The sequence below is a fragment of the Microbacterium sp. RU33B genome (assembly GCF_900155915.1).
GTDB lineage: Bacteria > Actinomycetota > Actinomycetes > Actinomycetales > Microbacteriaceae > Microbacterium.
Window position 1 is genome coordinate 523,686 of sequence record NZ_FTPO01000002.1, and the last position, 17,250, is coordinate 540,935.

Here is a 17,250-nt window from a genome sequence, read left to right on the forward strand (position 1 = left end):
GCGGAGTGTTTCGGGCGACCCGGGGTTTCTCGATGCGGGGAGCGGGGGGTGGGGGGTGCGGCGCGGGGGCGCGGGGGCGTGCAGCGCGGGGGGCGCGCGGCGCGCGGGCGCGGGCGCGGGGGCGGGGGGCGCGCGGGGGCGCGGGCGCGTCAGACCAGGTCGACGAGCTCCGACGCGAGACCCGTGTACGTCGCGGGGGTCAGAGCGAGGAGCCGCTCCTTCGCCGCGTCGCCGATGTCGAGACCGCGCACGAACTCGGCGAGATCGTCGGCGCCGATGCGGCGACCGCGCGTGAGGTCCTTGAGCAGAGCGTACGGATCGCTGATCTGCGAGCGGCCCGCCGTCACCTCGGCCCGCACGACCGTCTGGATCGCCTCGGCGAGCACTTCCCAGTTGGTGTCGAGGTCGGCATCCAGCACCGGCTGCGACAGTGAGATCTCGCCGAGACCGCGCCGCAGATTGTCGAGCGCGAGGAGCGAGTGCCCGAACGCGACGCCGATGTTGCGCTGCGTCGTCGAGTCGGTGAGGTCGCGCTGCAGCCGGCTCGTGACGAGCGTCTGGGCGAGGGTGGCGAAGAGTCCGCCGGCGATCTCGAGATTCGCCTCCGCGTTCTCGAACCGGATCGGGTTGATCTTGTGCGGCATCGTGGACGAGCCGGTCGCGCCCGCGACGGGGATCTGCGCGAAGTATCCGAGCGAGATGTAGGTCCAGACATCCGTCGCCAGATTGTGGAGGATGCCTCCGACGTGCCGCGCGCGGTCGTAGAGCTCGACCTGCCAGTCGTGCGACTCGATCTGGGTCGTGACGGGGTTGAACCCGATGCCGAGACCCTCGATGAACTCGCGGGTGAGGCCCGGCCAGTCGACCTGGGGATCGGCGGACAGGTGCGCCGACCATGTGCCGGTCGCGCCGGAGAACTTCGCGAGGTAGTCATTGGCGCGGATCTGCGCGGCCACTCTCTCGAGGCGCCAGACCACGACGGCGATCTCCTTGCCCATCGTGGTGGGCGTCGCGGGCTGCCCGTGCGTGCGGGCGAGCATCGCGGCATCCCGGGTCTCGACGGCCAGGGCGCGGAGCTTGTCGATGACGGCGTCCAGGGCCGGCAGCCAGACCTCGGTCACGGCGCGCTTGACCGTGAGGGCGTACGACGCGGAGTTGACGTCTTCGCTCGTGCACGCGAAGTGCGTCAGCTCGGCGATGGAGCCGAGGCCGAGGGCGTCGAGGCGGTCGCGAACGAGGTATTCGACGGCCTTGACGTCGTGGCGGGTGACCGCCTCCTTCGCGGCGAGCCAGTCTATCTCGGCCTGTCCGAAGTTCAGGTAGAGAAGGCGCAGAGCGTCCTTCGCCGATCCGTCGAGCGGCTGCGTGCCGAACAGCGAGCGGTCGGTGAGGGCGATCAGCCACTCGACCTCGACCTCGACTCGGGCGCGGTTGAGCCCCGCCTCGGAGAGGTAGTCCGCCAGGGGTGCGACCGCGGCGAGGTACCGCCCGTCGAGCGGGCTCAGGGGCTGAGGGGGAAGAGAAGTCACGGTGCTCCCGTCGGACGGCAACGCCCGGGTCAGGATGCCGGGCGGATCGCGGGTTCGAGCTGCCGGAAGAGCGCCCGGCTCGCGCTCTCGATCATACCGAGCACCTCGTCGAACATTCCCGGCCCGGCATAGTACGGGTCGGGCACGTCGAGACCCCGCGCGTCGGCGTCGAACGACAGCAGCAGCGAGATCTTGTCGGCGTCGGACTCGTCGCGCGCCCATCCGCGCAGGATCCGCTCGTGGCTGCGGTCGAGGGCGATGATGAGGTCGTTCGCCGCGAAGTCCGCCGGTCCGAACTGCTTGGCGCGGTGGCGCGTCCCGTCGTAGCCGCGGCGTTCGAGGGCATCGAGCGTGCGCTGATCCGCCCGTTCGCCGACGTGCCAGTCGCCCGTGCCCGCACTCGTCGAGACGACCCGGTCGCGCAGACCCGCGGACTCCGCGAACCACCGGAACACGACGTCGGCCATGGGGGAACGGCAGATGTTCCCGGTGCAGACGAAGACGACGCGGAAAGGATCGAGGGTCTCTCCCGTCGGCGCCGTCATGACTCCATTCTGTCGAGCGAATCGATTTCGCGCACAGAGGCCGGTTCCGGGTCGACTCCTCCCCAGGGGAGGTGCGGACAGATGACGCTCCCGATTCCGCTCGTGCGACGGATCCTCACCCCGGCTTCCCCCACGCTGGGCGGATGCACAGCACACTCCCCTGCCAATCCGACGCCGAGCTGCGCCTCGCGCATGCCGCGCGCGAGCTGGCACGCATCAGCGACCGACTGCACGACGCCGCGGCGACGGCGCGCTCGCTGTCGGCGCAGACCGACTGGAAGGCGCGGGCGGCGACCGAGTTCCACCAGCGGTCCGAACGCTGGGCCGAAGACATCGCGCGGCTCGCGACGCTCGCCGAGACGGCGCGGTGGAGTGCGGGTCATGCCCGCGACCGGGCCGCCGCTGTGGCGGCCGTGCAGGCGGGCTGCTGGTGAGCGGGGCCGTCGGGATGCGCGGCGGAGGCGTCGACGGGCCGCCCGGCATCGGCGACAGGACGAGCGAGGGGGCGAACGCCGCGCTCGAGCTGACGCCGCCGTCGCCGGCTCTCGGCGAGCTGCAGATCACGAGCGGCGGGGCGGTCGCCGTCGACACGGTCACCCTGCGCCTGGCGGCGGACCGCTTCGCCGCGGCCCAAGACGAGCTGCAGGCGATGGCTCAACAGATCGCCGCGCTGCAGCACACCCTGGTGGCGCACGACCGGGGGTCCCGCGAGGCCGTGAGCTCCGCCTGGGCGCTGCAGGTGCGGCTCGACGAGGCGATCGGCGAGGCCGCCGGCATCGCCGAGCGGCTGCGCCGTGCCGCATCGATCTACGAGCTCGTGGAGCTCGATGCGGCGCATCAGGCCGCGTTCCTGGCCTTCGACGTGGCCGAGACCGAACGCATCGACGCGCTGCGCGCGCACATCCTCGAGCGGTACCCCGGCGCGGAGTGGGAATCGGCGGGGATCGCGTTCGGGCGGGCGCTGCAGTGGCCGTCCGATCTGGTGCGCCAGGCGACCGAACTGGGCTTCACGGTGGGGTCGGAGAGATCGCCGGCGGCAGGGGTGATCGGGGGCGTCGCGCTCGGGGGCGCGGCGATCGCGTTCGGCGTGGGGATCGGGATGTCGGGCGCGGGACTCATCGCCCGCGGCGACCGCCTCCGCGGCGGTCCGGCGGCCGTGACGCTCCAGGCTTCGACGACAGCGCCGCGGTCGGCCGTCGCTCCGACCGGGATCGCCGATGCCGCGTCACGCATCCCCGCCTCGGGTGCCGCGCGGGTGCGGGTGGAGGCGTACTCCATGCCGGACGGATCGCGGCAGTTCGCCGTATACGTCGCGGGCACCCGATCGGCCGACCGCGACGAGCCCTGGAACTGGGACTCCAACGCTCAGCTGTACACCGGTCACGAGTCGGCGTCGTACACCGCCACGACCGATGCCCTCGCCGCAGCCGGCGCCCGACCCGGCGACACCGTCCACGCCGTCGGCTACTCGCAGGGCGGCATGATCGTGTCGCACCTCGCCGTGGAGGGTGCCTACGACGTGCGCAGCGTGATCACGCTCGGCTCGCCCGTCGAGGCCGATGTCGCCCCGACCACGCTGAGCGTCGGCATCCGGCACGCCGACGATCCGGTCGGAGGACTCGCCGGTGGCGGGCACATGCTCCCGGTCGGCGCGCCGGGCAGCATCGTCGTCGAGCGCTCGATCGATCCCGAATCGGGCATCCGCGACCTCGGCTGGGGCGCCCATGCCCTGGCGGGCTACACCGAGACGGCGGAGATGGTGGATGCCTCGAGCGACCCGCGCGTGGGCGCTGTGCGCGACGTGTTCGCCGAACTTGCGACCGCCGATGAGGTGCGGGTGTTCGAGTACGGCGCGACGCGCGACGAGGCGCTCGTCACGCTCGCGCCCGGCGCGAGTCCGCAACCCGCGCTCGGATGACTCCGCTCAGTGCTCGCTCTTGGCCTGCGGACGCAGGATGACCCCGAGGATCCAGTTGATGAGCGAGATGACGAGGGCCGCCAGCACGCCCCACCAGAAGTCCTCGACGCGCAGACCCCAGCCCCAGAAGCTCGTGATCCACGCCGTGAACCAGAGGAGGAACCCGTTGATCACGAGCGAGATGAGCCCGAGCGTGAGGATGTACAGCGGGAAGGCGAGCACCTTGATGACGGTGCCGATGATGGAGTTGACGATCGCGAAGATCGCCGCCACGACGAGCAGGGTCAGGACCAGCTGCAGCGTCTCTCCGGGCGGGAAGGCGATGACGGTCACGCGGAGGGCCGGGATGAGGGTCACGACCCAGATCGCGAACGCATTGATGACGACGCGGATGAGGAAGCGCATAGTGCGGCCAGTCTGGCACGTGTGCGCCGTCGCCGACATGCAGGAGGCACACCCCCGGCGGCATACGACCCTCAATAGACTCGGCTCCGTGACAGATCTGCCCGTTCGCATCCGTCCTGAGATCGCCTCCCTCCCGCCCTACAAGCAGGGGACGCAGGCGGGAGGCGACGCCTTCAAGCTCTCGAGCAACGAGAACCCGTTCGACCCTCTTCCGGGGGTCGTCGAGGCGGTGCAGGCTGCCACGGCTCTCAACAGGTACCCGGATGCCTCCGCCGCCCGCCTCCGTGCGCGCCTGGCCGAGCGGTACGACGTCACCCCCGACGAAGTGCACGTGGCCGCGGGAAGCGTGTCGATCCTCTACCAGCTGGCGCTCGCGACCTCCGGGCCGGGCGACGAGATCATCCACGCGTGGCGCTCGTTCGAGGCGTACCCCGGACTCGCGACCGTCGCCGGAGCGACGGGGGTTCCCGTGCCCCTCGGCGCCGGCGCCCGGCACGATCTCGACGCCATGGCCGACGCCGTCACCGACCGCACGCGTCTGATCATCGTGTGCAGCCCGAACAATCCGACGGGGCCCGTGGTCACCCAGGCCGAGTTCGACGCGTTCCTGCAGAAGGTCCCGGCCGATGTGCTCGTCGTCCTCGACGAGGCGTACGCCGAGTTCGTGACCGACCCCGATGCCGTCTCCGGCGCCGCGGTGCTCGCCGCCGGCGCCCCCAACGTGGTCGTCCTCCGCACGTTCTCCAAGGCGTACGGACTCGCGGGGCTCCGCGTGGGCTATGCCGTCGGCCACTCGCGCATCCTCGACGCATCGCGGGCCACGGCCATCCCGCTGTCTGTCACGGCGCAGGCCGAGGAGGCGGCGCTCGCGAGCCTCGACCGCGAAGACGAGCTGCTCGAGCGCGTGGCCGCGATCGCGGCGCGCCGCGACGCTCTCGCCGCGGCCCTCCGCGACGCCGGCTGGGACGTTCCCGAGGCGCAGGGCAACTTCGTGTGGCTCCCCGCGGGCGATGAGACGCTGGCAGCGGCCGCGGCGTTCGGCGCGGCCGGGCTGATCGTTCGACCCTTCGCCGGCGACGGGCTGCGCATCTCGGTGGGCGAGGAGGAGTCTGTCGCGAGTGTCCTACGGATCGCGGCATCCGTTGTCGAAGCCCTCCCAGAGGGCCACTCCGGGCGAGGGTTAGCGTAGAACCGTGACCACGTCCGAGAACTCCGTCGACCCCGCCGGGCTCGTGCGCGTGCTCGACGCAGACGGCGCCTTCGCCCCCACTGCGTCCGCCGAGCCGTACCTCGATCTCATCGACGCGCTCACCGATTCCGACCTCGAGCAGTTCTACCGCGACATGGTCGTCATCCGGGCGTTCGACCAGCAGGCCACCAACCTGCAGCGTCAGGGACAGCTCGCGCTGTGGCCGCCGAGCAACGGACAGGAGGCGGCGCAGGTCGGATCCGCGCGCGCAGCGCGCCCCCAGGACCACATCTTCCCGTCGTACCGCGAACACGCCGTCACCCGCATCCGCGGCGTCGATCCGATCGACATCATCCGGGTCATGCGCGGCCTCTCGCATGGCGGCTGGGACCCGACCGATCCCGCCAACGGCAACACGCACATCTACACGCTCGTGCTGGGCTCGCAGACGCTGCACGCGACGGGACTCGGCATGGGGCTCGTGTTCGACGGTCGCTGCGGCGCCGGCGACCCCGAACGCGACGAAGCCGTCATCGTCTACTACGGCGACGGAGCCTCCAGCCAGGGCGACGTGCACGAGGCGATGGTGTTCGCCGCGAGCTATCGCACGCCCGAGGTGTTCTTCCTGCAGAACAACCAGTGGGCGATCTCGGTCCCCGTCTCGACGCAGTCGCGCTCGCCGCTGTACAAGCGCGGCGAGGGCTACGGGATGCCGTCGATCCCCGTCGACGGCAACGACGTGCTCGCCAGCTACGCCGTCACCCGCCGCGCGCTCGACGAGGCGCGATCGGGTGAGGGTCCGCGTGCGATCGAGGCCATGACCTACCGGATGGGCGCCCACACCACGAGCGACGACCCCACGAAGTACCGCACGTCCGACGAAGAGGCCGGCTGGGCGCGACGCGATCCGATCGCGCGCCTGCACGCGTACCTGCTCGGGCGCGGTGCGTCGGAGGCGTTCTTCGCCGACGTCCAGGCCGAGGCAGCGGCCGTCGCCGACGACGCACGGGTGCGCACGACGCAGCTCGGAGGACTCGAGCGCGACGCGATGTTCGCGCACGTCTACTCCGACCCGCATCCGCTGATCGACGAGCAGCGGGCCTGGCTCGCCGCCTACGAGGCATCCTTCGAGGAGGGCGCATCATGACCCTTCCCCAGGTCGGGGCCGCCGACGTCGCGAGGACCGTGCAGACGATGCCGCTGAGCAAGGCCATCAACGCCGGACTCCGGCGCGCGATGCTCGACAGCGACCGCGTACTGCTCATGGGCGAGGACATCGGCCGGCTCGGCGGCGTCTTCCGCGTGACCGAGGGGCTGCAGGCAGAGTTCGGAGACCGACGGGTGCTCGACACCCCCTTGGCCGAATCCGGCATCGTGGGCACGGCGATCGGACTCGCGATGGCCGGGTTCCGTCCTGTCGTCGAGATCCAGTTCGACGGGTTCGTCTTCCCGGCGTTCGATCAGATCACGTCGCAGCTCGCCAAGATCACCAACCGGCACGAGGGCGCGCTCACGATGCCCATCGTCATCCGGATCCCCTATGGCGGACATATCGGCGCGGTCGAACACCACCAGGAGAGCCCGGAGGCGTACTTCACGCACACCCCCGGCCTGCGGGTGGTGAGCCCGTCGACGCCGAACGACGGCTACTGGATGATCCAGGATGCGATCGCGTCGAACGATCCGGTGATCTTCCTCGAGCCGAAGGCGAAGTACTGGATGAAGGGCGAAGTGGATGCCGCGGCCCGCGCCCTCCCGCTGCACGCGTCCCGCCTGGTGCGCCGCGGCACGGATGTCACTCTCGTCGGCCACGGAGCGATGGTGACGACGCTCCTTCAGGCCGCGGCGCTCGCCGAGTCGGAGGGCGTGTCGGTCGAAGTCATCGACCTGCGCTCGCTCTCGCCGGTCGACTACGGACCGATCCTCGATTCCGTGCGCCGCACGGGCCGCATGGTCTACGCGCAGGAGGCGCCGGGCTTCACCTCGGTCGGCTCGGAGGTCGCGGCCACGGTGATGGAGAAGGCGTTCTACGCGCTCGAAGCCCCGGTCCTGCGCGTGTCGGGGTTCGACACCCCGTTCCCCGCCGCCAAGCTCGAGGGCGCGTACCTCCCCGATGCCGATCGCATCCTCGAAGCCGTCGACCGCGTCCTCGCCTACTGACATGACGCGTCCCCGGCGGATGCCGCGAAAGGAACCCGCATGAGCACTCAGACGTTCGTCCTCCCCGATGTCGGCGAAGGACTCACCGAGGCCGAGATCGTGCAGTGGCGCGTCGCGCCCGGCGACGAGGTCGGAGTCAATGACGTGCTCGTCGAGATCGAGACGGCCAAGTCGCTCGTCGAGCTGCCGTCCCCGTTCGCCGGCACGGTCGGCGACCTGCTGGCGAAGGAGGGCGAGACGGTCGAGGTGGGTGCGCCGATCATCACGATCGCCGACCCGGCGGCGGCCGCTTCGGTCGTCGGGCAGTCGGAGCACGGCGAGGCCAAAGAGCCCGACGACGCGGGCGGCGCCGTGCTCGTCGGCTACGGCAGCGTCGGCGAGGTCGCCTCGCGTCGCCCCAAGCGTCCTGCGGAGAGGCCTGTCGCGGCATCCGTCGGCGTCGTCGCCAAGCCGCCCATCCGCAAGCTCGCCCGAGACCTCGGCATCGACCTCGTCGAAGTGACGCCCAGCGGTCCCGCCGGCGAGGTCACCCGCGACGACGTCATGAAGCACGCGTCGCAGGCCTCGGTGTTCCGCAACATCGAGACGCCGGAGTGGTCGGAGGTGCGCGAGGAGACGATCCCTGTGGCTGCCCCGGCATCCGCTCCCGAGGCGGTGGAGGGACGCGAGGAGACCATTCCCGTCAAGGGCGTCCGCAAAGCGACGGCCAGCGGCATGGTGCGCAGCGCCTACACCGCCCCGCACGTCTCGGTGTGGACCGACGTCGACGCGACGCGCACGATGGAGCTGGTCAAGAGGCTCAAGGCGTCGCCCGACTTCGCCGACACCAAGGTCTCGCCGCTGCTGATCATGGCGCGCGCCGTGATCTGGGCCGTGCGCCGCACCCCGATGATCAACGCGGCGTGGATCGACACCGACGAGGGGGCGGAGATCCGCGTGCGCCACTTCGTCAACCTCGGCATCGCCGCCGCGACGCCGCGCGGTCTGCTCGTGCCGAACATCAAGGACGCGCAGAACCTCAACACCCGCGAGCTCGCGCGCGCCCTCGAGAAGCTCACGCTGACGGCCCGCGAGGGCAAGACGTCGCCCGCCGACCAGCAGCACGGCACCATCACGATCACGAACATCGGCGTCTTCGGCATGGACGCGGGCACGCCCATCATCAATCCAGGCGAGTCGGGCATCATCGCGATGGGCGCGATCCGGCAGAAGCCGTGGGTCGTCGACGGCGAGGTGCGCCCGCGCTGGGTCACGACCGTGTCGGGTTCGTTCGACCACCGCGTCATCGACGGCGACGGGATGTCGCGCTTCGTCGCCGACGTCGCCTCGGTGCTCGAGGAGCCGGCCCTCCTCCTCGACTGATGTGATCCTGCCGAGACTCCCATGAAACGCGTCGTGGCGGTTCTCGCGGCCACCTTGATGATCAGCGGCGGGCTCGTGCTCGTGTCCTCCCTCGCCGTCGACTACATCGTGCTGCGGGCGTATGCGCTCGTCTTCGTCCTCCATGCGCTCGGTTTCGCCATGATCTTCGCCGCGTCACTTCTCGCGCGTGACGTCTTCACGCAGACTCTGGCGCGCGTCATGGTCGCGTCGGGTTCCGCGCTGTGGCTCTTGTGCTGGTCGGGATTCCTCATCGGAAACTTCGTTCCGATACCGCTTGCCTTGTGGGCGTCACTTGCTTCAGCGGCATACTCGGTCGGAGCCGTGGCCTGTGTCCTTCGCCACGAAAGAGCTGCGGCTGTGATCATGTCCGTGTTAGCGGTGAGTTCCACGTTCTCGACCGTCGTGATGCTGCTGGCAGCGGCGTCGCTCGTCTCGCCCGACTTCAGCTACGCGCCTTTCGCCATTGGAGCAGTCATCGGGGGTGCGCTCTTGTTCGCATTCCAGCGGCCACATCGCATTCTTGAAGCGGATCGCCGGGTTTCTGCCGCTGCGCCTCCGCTCGGTTGCCACCCGGTCTCGTGACCTGGCGGTCAGGGGTACCGAGCCGGGGGTCTGAACGATCATGAACGCGGTGAAGATCGCCTGCGACCGGTCTCGGAGCGTCTGCTAGCTCAATCGCGGTTTTGATAACGATTCTCAGTAGCGTTATCATCGACTCATGAGCACCCGCCGCACCGCCGTCCTCCTCGCGATGTCCGCCGTCTCCGCCCTGGCCCTGGCCGGCTGCGCCGGAGGCGCCGCCACGCCCGGTGCATCCGACGCCGGCGGATCGGGCGACGCGATCGCCGTCGTCACCTCGACCAACGTCTACGGACAGGTGGCGGAGGAGATCGGCGGAGACCTGGTGTCGGTCACGCCGATCATCACCTCGGCCTCCCAGGACCCGCACTCGTTCGAGGCCAGCGCGCAGGACCAGCTGCTCGTGTCGAAGGCCGAGCTGATCATCGGCAACGGCGGCGGATACGACTCCTTCCTCGACACCCTCATCGAGTCCACGGGCACGACCGCGCCGGTGATCTCCGCGGTCGAGTTCAACCACGACTGGCCCGGCGAAGACGGCGAGCACTCCGAGGACGAGCACACCGAGGAGGAGCACTCCGACGACGAGCACGGCGAGCACGAGCACACGCACATCGAGGGCTTCAACGAGCACGTCTGGTACGACCCCCACACGATGGAGCACGTGGCCGAGGCGATCGCCGAGGAGCTGTCGGCGCTGCGCCCCGACGACGCGGCCACCTTCGAGGCGAACGCCGCGGAGTTCGTCGCGGGCATCGCAGGGCTGGAGGACTCGCTCGCCGCGATCGAGGCAGCACACGCCGGCGCCGAGGTGTTCGTCACCGAGCCCGTTCCGGTCTACCTGGTGATCGCCGCAGGGCTCGAGAACGTGACTCCGGATGCCTTCAGCGAGGCCGTCGAAGAGGGACAGGACGTCCCGCCGGCCACGCTCCTCGAGGCGCTGAACCTGCTCGAGTCGGGCGACGTCCGGGTGGTCATCGCGAACGCCCAGACCGGCGGAGCCGAGACCACCCAGGTGATCGATGCCGCGAAGTCCACGTCGATCCCCGTTCTGGAGTTCACCGAGACGCTTCCTTCGGGCCAGACTTACCTTTCGTGGATGACGGACAACATCGCCCAGCTCGAGGAGGCGCTCGCCGAGTGAGTGCGAGCCCTCTCGAGATCCGCGGCGCGGGTCTGCGGCGCGACGGCCGCGAGCTGTGGAGCGGGCTCGACCTCACCGTCCGGCCCGGCGAGCTGATCACCGTCCTCGGACCCAGCGGATCCGGCAAGACCACCCTCCTGCGCGCGATCCTGGGGCTCGAGAACCTCAGCGAAGGCAGCATCGTCGCCCTCGGAGAACCCGTGCGCGCGAAGGGCAACCGGCGCATCGGCTACATCCCGCAGGCGCGTCCGCTCGCGCGCGACAGCGCACTGCGGGGGCGCGACCTCGTCGCCCTCGGCGTCGACGGACACCGCTTCGGCCTGCCCTTCCCGCGGCGCGGAGATCGGGCCCGCATCGACCGCCTGCTCGACGCCGTCGGCGCGAGCGCCTTCGCAGACCGCCCGGTGGGGGAGCTCTCGGGTGGCGAGCAGCAGCGTCTGCGCGCCGGACAGGCCCTGGCCGACGATCCTCTCCTCCTGCTCTGCGACGAACCGCTCACGAGCCTCGACCTCGCGAACCAGCAGGACGTCATCGCCCTGATCGACCGGCACCGCCGGCAGCGGAGCGCGGCGGTGCTGCTCGTGACGCACGACATCAACCCCGTGCTGGAGCTGACCGACCGCATCCTGTACCTCGCGAACGGCCGGTTCACGCTCGGCACACCCGACGAGGTGCTGACGAGCGAGACGCTCTCGGCGCTGTACGGCGCTCCGGTCTACGTGCTGCGCGCCGGCGGCCGCCTCGTCGTGGTCGGTGCGCCGGATGTCGAGGAGTCGTCGCACCATCACGAGCACGACCACCACGACCACGACGGAGACGGGGCCCACGCATGAACTGGCCCGACCTCTGGGACGCGATGTTCGGCGGACTCGCCGACTACGGCGACATCCTCGCCCTCGTGTCGAACTCCGTCGTCGCGGGTGCCGTCCTCGGACTCGTCGGCGGCCTCATCGGCGTGTTCGTGCTGCAGCGCGACATGGCGTTCGCCGTGCACGGCATCAGCGAGCTCTCGTTCGCCGGAGCGGCGGCCGCCCTGCTCATCGGGGTCGACGTCGTGACGGGTTCCATCGTCGGGTCGCTCATCGCGGCGGCGATCATCGGCGTCCTCGGGGCGAAGGCCCGCGACCGCAACTCGATCATCGGCGTCCTGATGCCGTTCGGGCTGGGCCTGGGCATCCTGTTCCTGTCGCTCTACAGCGGCCGCAGCGCCAACCGCTTCAGCCTGCTCACGGGCCAGATCGTCTCGGTGCCCAACGCGCAGCTCGGCTGGCTCATCGCGATCAGCGCCGTCGTCCTCCTGGCGCTGCTGTACATCTGGCGTCCTCTCCGCTTCGACTCGCTCGACCCGCAGTCGGCGGCGGCCCGCGGTGTGCCCACGACCCTCGTGTCGCTCGCGTTCATGCTGCTGCTCGGACTCATCGTCGCCGTCAGCGTGCACATCATCGGCGCGCTGCTGGTCATGGCGCTCCTGGTGACGCCCGCGGCCGCCGCGATGCGCGTCGCGTCGGGTCCGCTCGCCGTACCGCTCCTGGCCGCCGGGTTCGGCTTCGTCTCCGCCGTGGGCGGCATCCTGCTCGCCGTCATGGGCACGCTTCCGGTGAGCCCGTACATCACGACGATCTCGTTCGCGATCTACGTCGTGTGCCGCGTCATCGGCGCGCGGCGCGGACGAGTCGAGCGCGCACGGCGTTCGCCCGGCACCCAGACTCCGCAGATGAGCCGCGGGTAGACTCGCGGCCATGGTCGTCCAGCGCAACACGTGGCAGCGCGAGCGCGTGCGCGAAGCGCTCGCCGATGCGCGCGGCTTCGTCAGCGCGCAGTCGCTGCACGCCACGCTGCGCGACGAGAACACCGGGATCGGGCTCGCCACGGTGTACCGGGCGCTCGCCGGGCTCGCCTCGCAGGGCGATGCGGATTCGCTGCAGAGCCCCGACGGCGAGAGCCTCTACCGCGCCTGCGCGACGCGCGGACACCACCACCATCTCATCTGCCGCTCGTGCGGCCTCGCGGTCGAGATCGCCGCGACCGACGTCGAGCAGTGGGCGAAGGCGACCGCCGCCCAGCACGGCTTCACGCAGGCCGAGCACGTCGTCGACATCTTCGGCCTCTGCGCGTCGTGCACCGCTGCGGCCGCCCGCACCGACGACGGCTCCCCCGTCGCGGCGCACGAGGGCGAGCGTGACGCGCGCTGATCCGCGGGCGCCACGGACGGCACGGCTCGAGCCGGCGCCTGCCACCAAGGCGCTCGTCGGCATCCTGCTGGGCCTCGCCGTCGTCGGCGCCCTCGTCGCGATCGACTTCCTCGCCCCGTCCCTGTTCTCCGCCTCCCTCCCCACACGCGCCGAAGACGCCCTGACCCTCGCGATCAGCGTGCTCATCGAGTCGCTGCCGTTCGTGACGCTGGGCGTGATCCTCTCGATCGTCGTGCAGGTCTGGATTCCGCCCGGGGTGCTGGAGAGGTGGATGCCGCGTCGTGCGTGGGCCAGGCGCATGGTGCTCTCGCTGCTGGGCATGTTCATCCCCGTCTGCGAGTGCGGCAACGTGCCCTTCGCCCGTGGCCTGCTCATGCGCCGGTTCAGCGTCGCCGAGACGATGACGTTCCTCATCGCGGCGCCGATCGTGAACCCCATCGTGATCATCACGACCCACGCGGCGTTCGGCTTCAGCGACGGCATCCTGATCGCCCGCCTCCTCGGCGGGTACGCGATCGCGAACCTCATCGGCTGGCTGTACAGCCGGCACCCCGACCCCGACTCGCTCCTCACCGATCGCTTCCGCGCGACGTGCGAGCTCGTCACGCACGAACCGGGAAACCGGGTGCAGCAGAGCATCGCGCAGCTCGTGATCGAGCTGCGCGCCGTGATGCCGGCGCTCGTGATCGGCTCTGCCCTGGCCGGTGCCGTGCAGGTCATCGTGCCGCGGGAGGCGCTCCTGGCGATCGGATCGAACCCCGCCCTGTCGATCGTCGCCATGATGGCGCTCGCGATGGTCGTGTCGATCTGCTCGAACGTCGACTCGTTCTTCGCGCTGTCGTTCGCCTCGACGTTCACGCCGGGGTCGATCGTCGCGTTCCTCCTCGTCGGGCCCCTCGTCGACGTGAAGATGCTCGCGCTGCTGCGCACGACCTTCACGACGCGGACGCTCGCGGGCCTCGTGGTCATCGTCGTGCTCGCCTCCTTCGCCATCGGAACGGTGGTGAACCTCCTTGCGTAACCTCGACTCGATCGGCACGCGGTGGCTCGGCGTGGGGCTCGCCTCGATCCTCGCCGTCGTCACGCTCGGCCTGGCCCTCACGGGCCGGATCGGGCTGTACATCAACCCCGAGTCCACCTGGTTCGCGGTCGGGATGTCGGTGGTGGTGCTCGTCGGCGCCGTGCTGTCGTTCACGCTGCCGCTCGGTGCGGAGGCCGACCACGGGCACGATCACGGCGACGCCGACATCCACGACCATGCCGAAGCGCACGCCGAGGCCGACGATGTCGATCCCGCCACCCTGGTGCGCTCGGGCGTCGGCACGACGCGGCACCCCGCCGCCGTCGCGGCCACGCTCGTCGGCGGGGTCGCGGCATCCGGCGTGGTGCTCCTGACGCTCGTGCTCCCGCCCGCCTCGCTCTCGGCCGAACTGGCGATGTCGCGCGACGTCGGCGCGCCGCCGCTGTTCGGGGGAGCGGACGTCGTGTCGCTCGCGACCACGGGTGACACGTCGTCGTTCGGGGTCGGGGAGTGGTCGACGGTGTTCGCGACGGCGACGAACCCGGATGCCTTCGACGGCGACCCCGTCACCCTGACTGGGTTCGTGACCACCGGCGACGACGGCGACTTCCGGCTGACGCGCCTCGTGATCACGCACTGCGTCATCGACGCCCAGCCCGCGAGCCTCCCCGTCGTGGCGGCGTCGAGCGGCACGCCCGCAACCGGCCAGTGGGTGACGGTGACGGGCACGGTGCGTTCGAGCTCCGACGGCCGCCTCACGGTCGACGCGGCGACCGTCGAGCAGATCGACGAGCCGCAGGACCCGTATGAGTACTGACTCGGGCAGGCCCCTGACGCGCCGCGAGGCGAGAGAGGCCGCCGAAGCCGACGCAGCCCTTCGACAGGCTCAGGGACCGGATGCCGGGACCACCGGCCCGGATGCCGGAGCCCCCGATCCGGATGCCGGATCGCCCCGTGCGGATGCCGAAGCGCCCGGCCCGGAGCCCCGGCGCACCGCCCTGGTCCGGCGCCGCGGACGCGCCTTCTTCTCGAGCTTCGTGGCCGTCGTGGCTGTCCTCGCGGTCCTCGGGTTCGCCGGCGCGGCGATCGGCACGGCACGCGGGCCCCACGTCACCGGGGTGCAGGTCGACCCGGCGGCGGCGGCCCAGGCATCCGGATCCCGCCTCATCGTGACGACGTCGCAGTCGCTGCAGCCGGTCGAGGAGAGCCAGGTCACGATCGAGCCCGCCGTGCCGTTCGCCGTCGACACGTCGGGGCGCGCAGTGGGCGTGCGCTTCGGCCTCCCGCTGCGCGACGACACCGAGTACACGGTGAGCTTCACGGATGTCGAGGGACTCGGCGACGGCCCGACCGCGGAGTTCACGCACACGTTCCGCACGCCGCCGGCCGAGGTCTACCTGCTCCAGCGCGGCGGCGGAACCGACACGATCTTCCGCACCGACCTCACCGGCGAGAACGCTGTGAAGGTGTTCGAGCATCCGCACATCGAGGACTTCCGCACGACGGCCGGGCACCTGATCGTCTCGGTGCGCACCGACGACACCGCCGAGCTGATCGCCACCGATCTGGACGGAGGCGGTGAGCGCACGCTGCCCCTCCCCGGCACCGGCGTCGTCGCCAATCTGCAGGCGGCCGACCGCGGGGAGCGCATCGGATACACGTTCTCCGACCTGAACCCCGGCACCGAGGGGGCCCTGGAGAGCGTGCTGTTCACGACGTCGCTCGGCGACCCGGACGCCGAGCCGCAGATGGTCGACATCGCCGGCGCCGATCCTCGCGTCGGCCAGTGGCGCTTCGTGCCCGACACCGACAGCATCCTGCTGCTGAACTTCGAAGGCTCCCTCCTGCTCACCGACGCCACGGGATCGACCTCGACAGCGCTCGGCACGGCGATCGCGATCGACGGCGCCGCCGCGACGGAGGCCATCGTCGATCGTCTCGAGGCGGTCGAAGTGGTCGACCTGACCGACGGCACGAGTGCGCCGCTGGTCGCGGTGTCCGACGAGACGCTGCTCGGCGCCGTCCTGCCCGTCCCCGGCGGCGGCACGCTCCGCACGCTCTCCGACGTCGGGGCGGCCGGCCTTCCGATCGCGACCCGGATCGTCTTCGTGACCGATGAGGGCGAGGAGTCCCCGGTGCTGGAAGTGACCTCGTCGGATGCCGTCGTGCAGACGTGCGTGTCGCCGAGCGGTCGCTACGCGGCCGTGCTCGTCGCTCCGGATGCCGTGTCGAATCCCTACGATCTCTACGATCTGCCGCTCCCCGAGAAGCTCCAGACCCATGTGGTCGAGATCGACGGCGGCGACGAGGTCGTCGTCATGGCCGGCGGCGCCATCTCGTGGTGCCGGGTGCCTCCGCAGTGAATCCGGATGCCGCGCTGCGCCTCGCGCGCCGGCACGACCTCCTCGGGCTTCCGGTGGAGGTCGCCCCGCGTCTGCTCGGCGGCGTGCTCGAGACGCTGGTCGAAGGGGAGCGCGTGGCGGTGCGTCTGACGGAGGTCGAGGCCTATCACGGCCGGGGCACGGGCGACGTCGCGGATCCCGGCTCGCACGCCCGCAGCGGGCCGACGGCGCGCAACGCCACGATGTGGGGCGAGCCCGGCCGCCTCTACGTGTACCTGAGCCACGGCATCCACTCGTGCGTCAACGTCGTCTGCGGTCCCGACGGCGTCGCGGGTGGAATCCTGCTGCGCGCCGGCGAGGTGATCGAGGGGGCGGATGCCGCGTTCCGCCGGCGCCCGGCCGCGCGCAGCGCGCGAGACCTCGCCCGGGGTCCCGGCCGGCTCGGCGACGCGGTCGGGCTCCGGCATCCGGTGCACGACGGCATCGACGCCGTCGCCGGAGAGCCGCAGGCGGGTGCCGTGGCCCGGCTGTGGCTGAGGGAGACTCCGCTCGACGGGATCGTCGCGGGGCCCCGGGTCGGCGTCGCGGGCATCGCGGGCACGGCGGCGTTCCCCTGGCGCTTCTCGATCCCGGGCGACCCCACGGTGTCGCCGTTCCGATGGGGCCGCGGGGCGCAGGCCGCGGCATCCCCCGTGCTAGACTGACTCTTCGTCTGCGCGCACTCCCTGCACGCAGTTCGTATCCCACTCCCTCTCCGACCGGAAACGGTCCGCTGAGTCGTGGGGTGCAGACAAGGGATCTTGGGTGGGGCCGTCCGGCCTCACGGTACTAAGGAGACATCAC

18 protein-coding genes are annotated in these 17,250 nt (G+C 70.9%); 15 read left to right on the forward strand and 3 right to left on the reverse strand.

Features of this window, described 5'->3' with window-relative positions:
* Positions 1-149: 149 nt before the first annotated feature.
* Positions 150-1,529: an adenylosuccinate lyase gene (gene purB, locus B0B14_RS12105; RefSeq protein ID WP_076682139.1), complete on the reverse strand. Its 1,380-nt coding sequence runs from the start codon at positions 1,527-1,529 to the stop codon at positions 150-152.
* A gap of 29 nt (positions 1,530-1,558) precedes the next feature.
* A complete protein-coding gene (locus B0B14_RS12110; protein ID WP_076682141.1) occupies positions 1,559-2,074 on the reverse strand; it encodes a low molecular weight protein-tyrosine-phosphatase in 516 nt (171 codons plus the stop codon).
* A 143-nt stretch (positions 2,075-2,217) separates the two neighbouring features.
* Here B0B14_RS12110 and B0B14_RS12115 point away from each other — a divergent pair, with 143 nt between their 5' ends.
* Both B0B14_RS12115 and B0B14_RS12120 read left to right on the forward strand, forming a co-directional pair.
* The gene (locus tag B0B14_RS12115) at positions 2,218-2,508 is read left to right on the forward strand and encodes a hypothetical protein (protein WP_076682143.1); all 291 of its coding nucleotides are present in this window, start codon (positions 2,218-2,220) and stop codon (positions 2,506-2,508) included.
* Positions 2,505-3,992, forward strand: a complete 1,488-nt coding sequence (locus B0B14_RS12120; protein WP_143733716.1) for an alpha/beta hydrolase family protein — start codon at positions 2,505-2,507, stop codon at positions 3,990-3,992. The genes B0B14_RS12115 and B0B14_RS12120 overlap by 4 nt, the downstream gene beginning before the upstream one ends.
* 6 nt (positions 3,993-3,998) lie before the next feature.
* Here the strand turns inward: B0B14_RS12120 and B0B14_RS12125 are convergent, their stop codons facing one another.
* Positions 3,999-4,397, reverse strand: coding sequence for a phage holin family protein (locus B0B14_RS12125; RefSeq protein WP_076682146.1), 399 nt, complete (start codon positions 4,395-4,397; stop codon positions 3,999-4,001).
* Positions 4,398-4,485: 88 nt separating this feature from the next.
* On the opposite strand from B0B14_RS12125, the gene B0B14_RS12130 reads away from it, so the two are divergent.
* The 13 genes from B0B14_RS12130 to B0B14_RS12190 all read left to right on the forward strand — a co-directional run bounded on the left by B0B14_RS12130 (position 4,486) and on the right by B0B14_RS12190 (position 17,111).
* Positions 4,486-5,586 carry a histidinol-phosphate transaminase gene (locus B0B14_RS12130; protein WP_076682147.1) on the forward strand — a complete coding sequence of 367 codons (1,101 nt, stop codon included), beginning with the start codon at positions 4,486-4,488 and terminating at the stop codon, positions 5,584-5,586.
* A gap of 4 nt (positions 5,587-5,590) precedes the next feature.
* Entirely contained in the window at positions 5,591-6,733 is a 1,143-nt protein-coding gene (locus tag B0B14_RS12135) for a thiamine pyrophosphate-dependent dehydrogenase E1 component subunit alpha (RefSeq protein ID WP_076682149.1), read from the forward strand.
* Entirely contained in the window at positions 6,730-7,746 is a 1,017-nt protein-coding gene (locus B0B14_RS12140) for an alpha-ketoacid dehydrogenase subunit beta (RefSeq protein WP_076682151.1), read from the forward strand. The genes B0B14_RS12135 and B0B14_RS12140 overlap by 4 nt, the downstream gene beginning before the upstream one ends.
* A gap of 39 nt (positions 7,747-7,785) precedes the next feature.
* Entirely contained in the window at positions 7,786-9,108 is a 1,323-nt protein-coding gene (locus B0B14_RS12145) for a dihydrolipoamide acetyltransferase family protein (protein WP_076682152.1), read from the forward strand.
* A 21-nt stretch (positions 9,109-9,129) separates the two neighbouring features.
* On the forward strand, positions 9,130-9,711 hold the full coding sequence (locus B0B14_RS12150; RefSeq protein WP_076682154.1) for a hypothetical protein: 582 nt from the start codon (positions 9,130-9,132) through the stop codon (positions 9,709-9,711).
* A 136-nt stretch (positions 9,712-9,847) separates the two neighbouring features.
* Entirely contained in the window at positions 9,848-10,852 is a 1,005-nt protein-coding gene (locus B0B14_RS12155) for a metal ABC transporter solute-binding protein, Zn/Mn family (protein WP_076682156.1), read from the forward strand.
* Positions 10,849-11,685: a metal ABC transporter ATP-binding protein gene (locus B0B14_RS12160; RefSeq protein ID WP_076682158.1), complete on the forward strand. Its 837-nt coding sequence runs from the start codon at positions 10,849-10,851 to the stop codon at positions 11,683-11,685. The genes B0B14_RS12155 and B0B14_RS12160 overlap by 4 nt, the downstream gene beginning before the upstream one ends.
* Positions 11,682-12,581, forward strand: a complete 900-nt coding sequence (locus tag B0B14_RS12165; RefSeq protein ID WP_076682160.1) for a metal ABC transporter permease — start codon at positions 11,682-11,684, stop codon at positions 12,579-12,581. The genes B0B14_RS12160 and B0B14_RS12165 overlap by 4 nt, the downstream gene beginning before the upstream one ends.
* Positions 12,582-12,591: 10 nt before the next feature.
* Entirely contained in the window at positions 12,592-13,044 is a 453-nt protein-coding gene (locus tag B0B14_RS12170) for a Fur family transcriptional regulator (protein WP_076682162.1), read from the forward strand.
* Complete coding sequence (locus B0B14_RS12175) at positions 13,031-14,065, forward strand: permease (RefSeq protein ID WP_076682164.1); 1,035 nt, start codon at positions 13,031-13,033, stop codon at positions 14,063-14,065. Before B0B14_RS12170 ends, B0B14_RS12175 begins: the two co-directional genes overlap by 14 nt.
* Positions 14,058-14,882, forward strand: a complete 825-nt coding sequence (locus tag B0B14_RS12180; protein WP_083710577.1) for a TIGR03943 family putative permease subunit — start codon at positions 14,058-14,060, stop codon at positions 14,880-14,882. Before B0B14_RS12175 ends, B0B14_RS12180 begins: the two co-directional genes overlap by 8 nt.
* Entirely contained in the window at positions 14,872-16,428 is a 1,557-nt protein-coding gene (locus B0B14_RS12185; protein ID WP_256714376.1) for a hypothetical protein, read from the forward strand. Before B0B14_RS12180 ends, B0B14_RS12185 begins: the two co-directional genes overlap by 11 nt.
* Entirely contained in the window at positions 16,404-17,111 is a 708-nt protein-coding gene (locus B0B14_RS12190) for a DNA-3-methyladenine glycosylase (RefSeq protein WP_372236637.1), read from the forward strand. The genes B0B14_RS12185 and B0B14_RS12190 overlap by 25 nt, the downstream gene beginning before the upstream one ends.
* Positions 17,112-17,250: the final 139 nt, after the last annotated feature.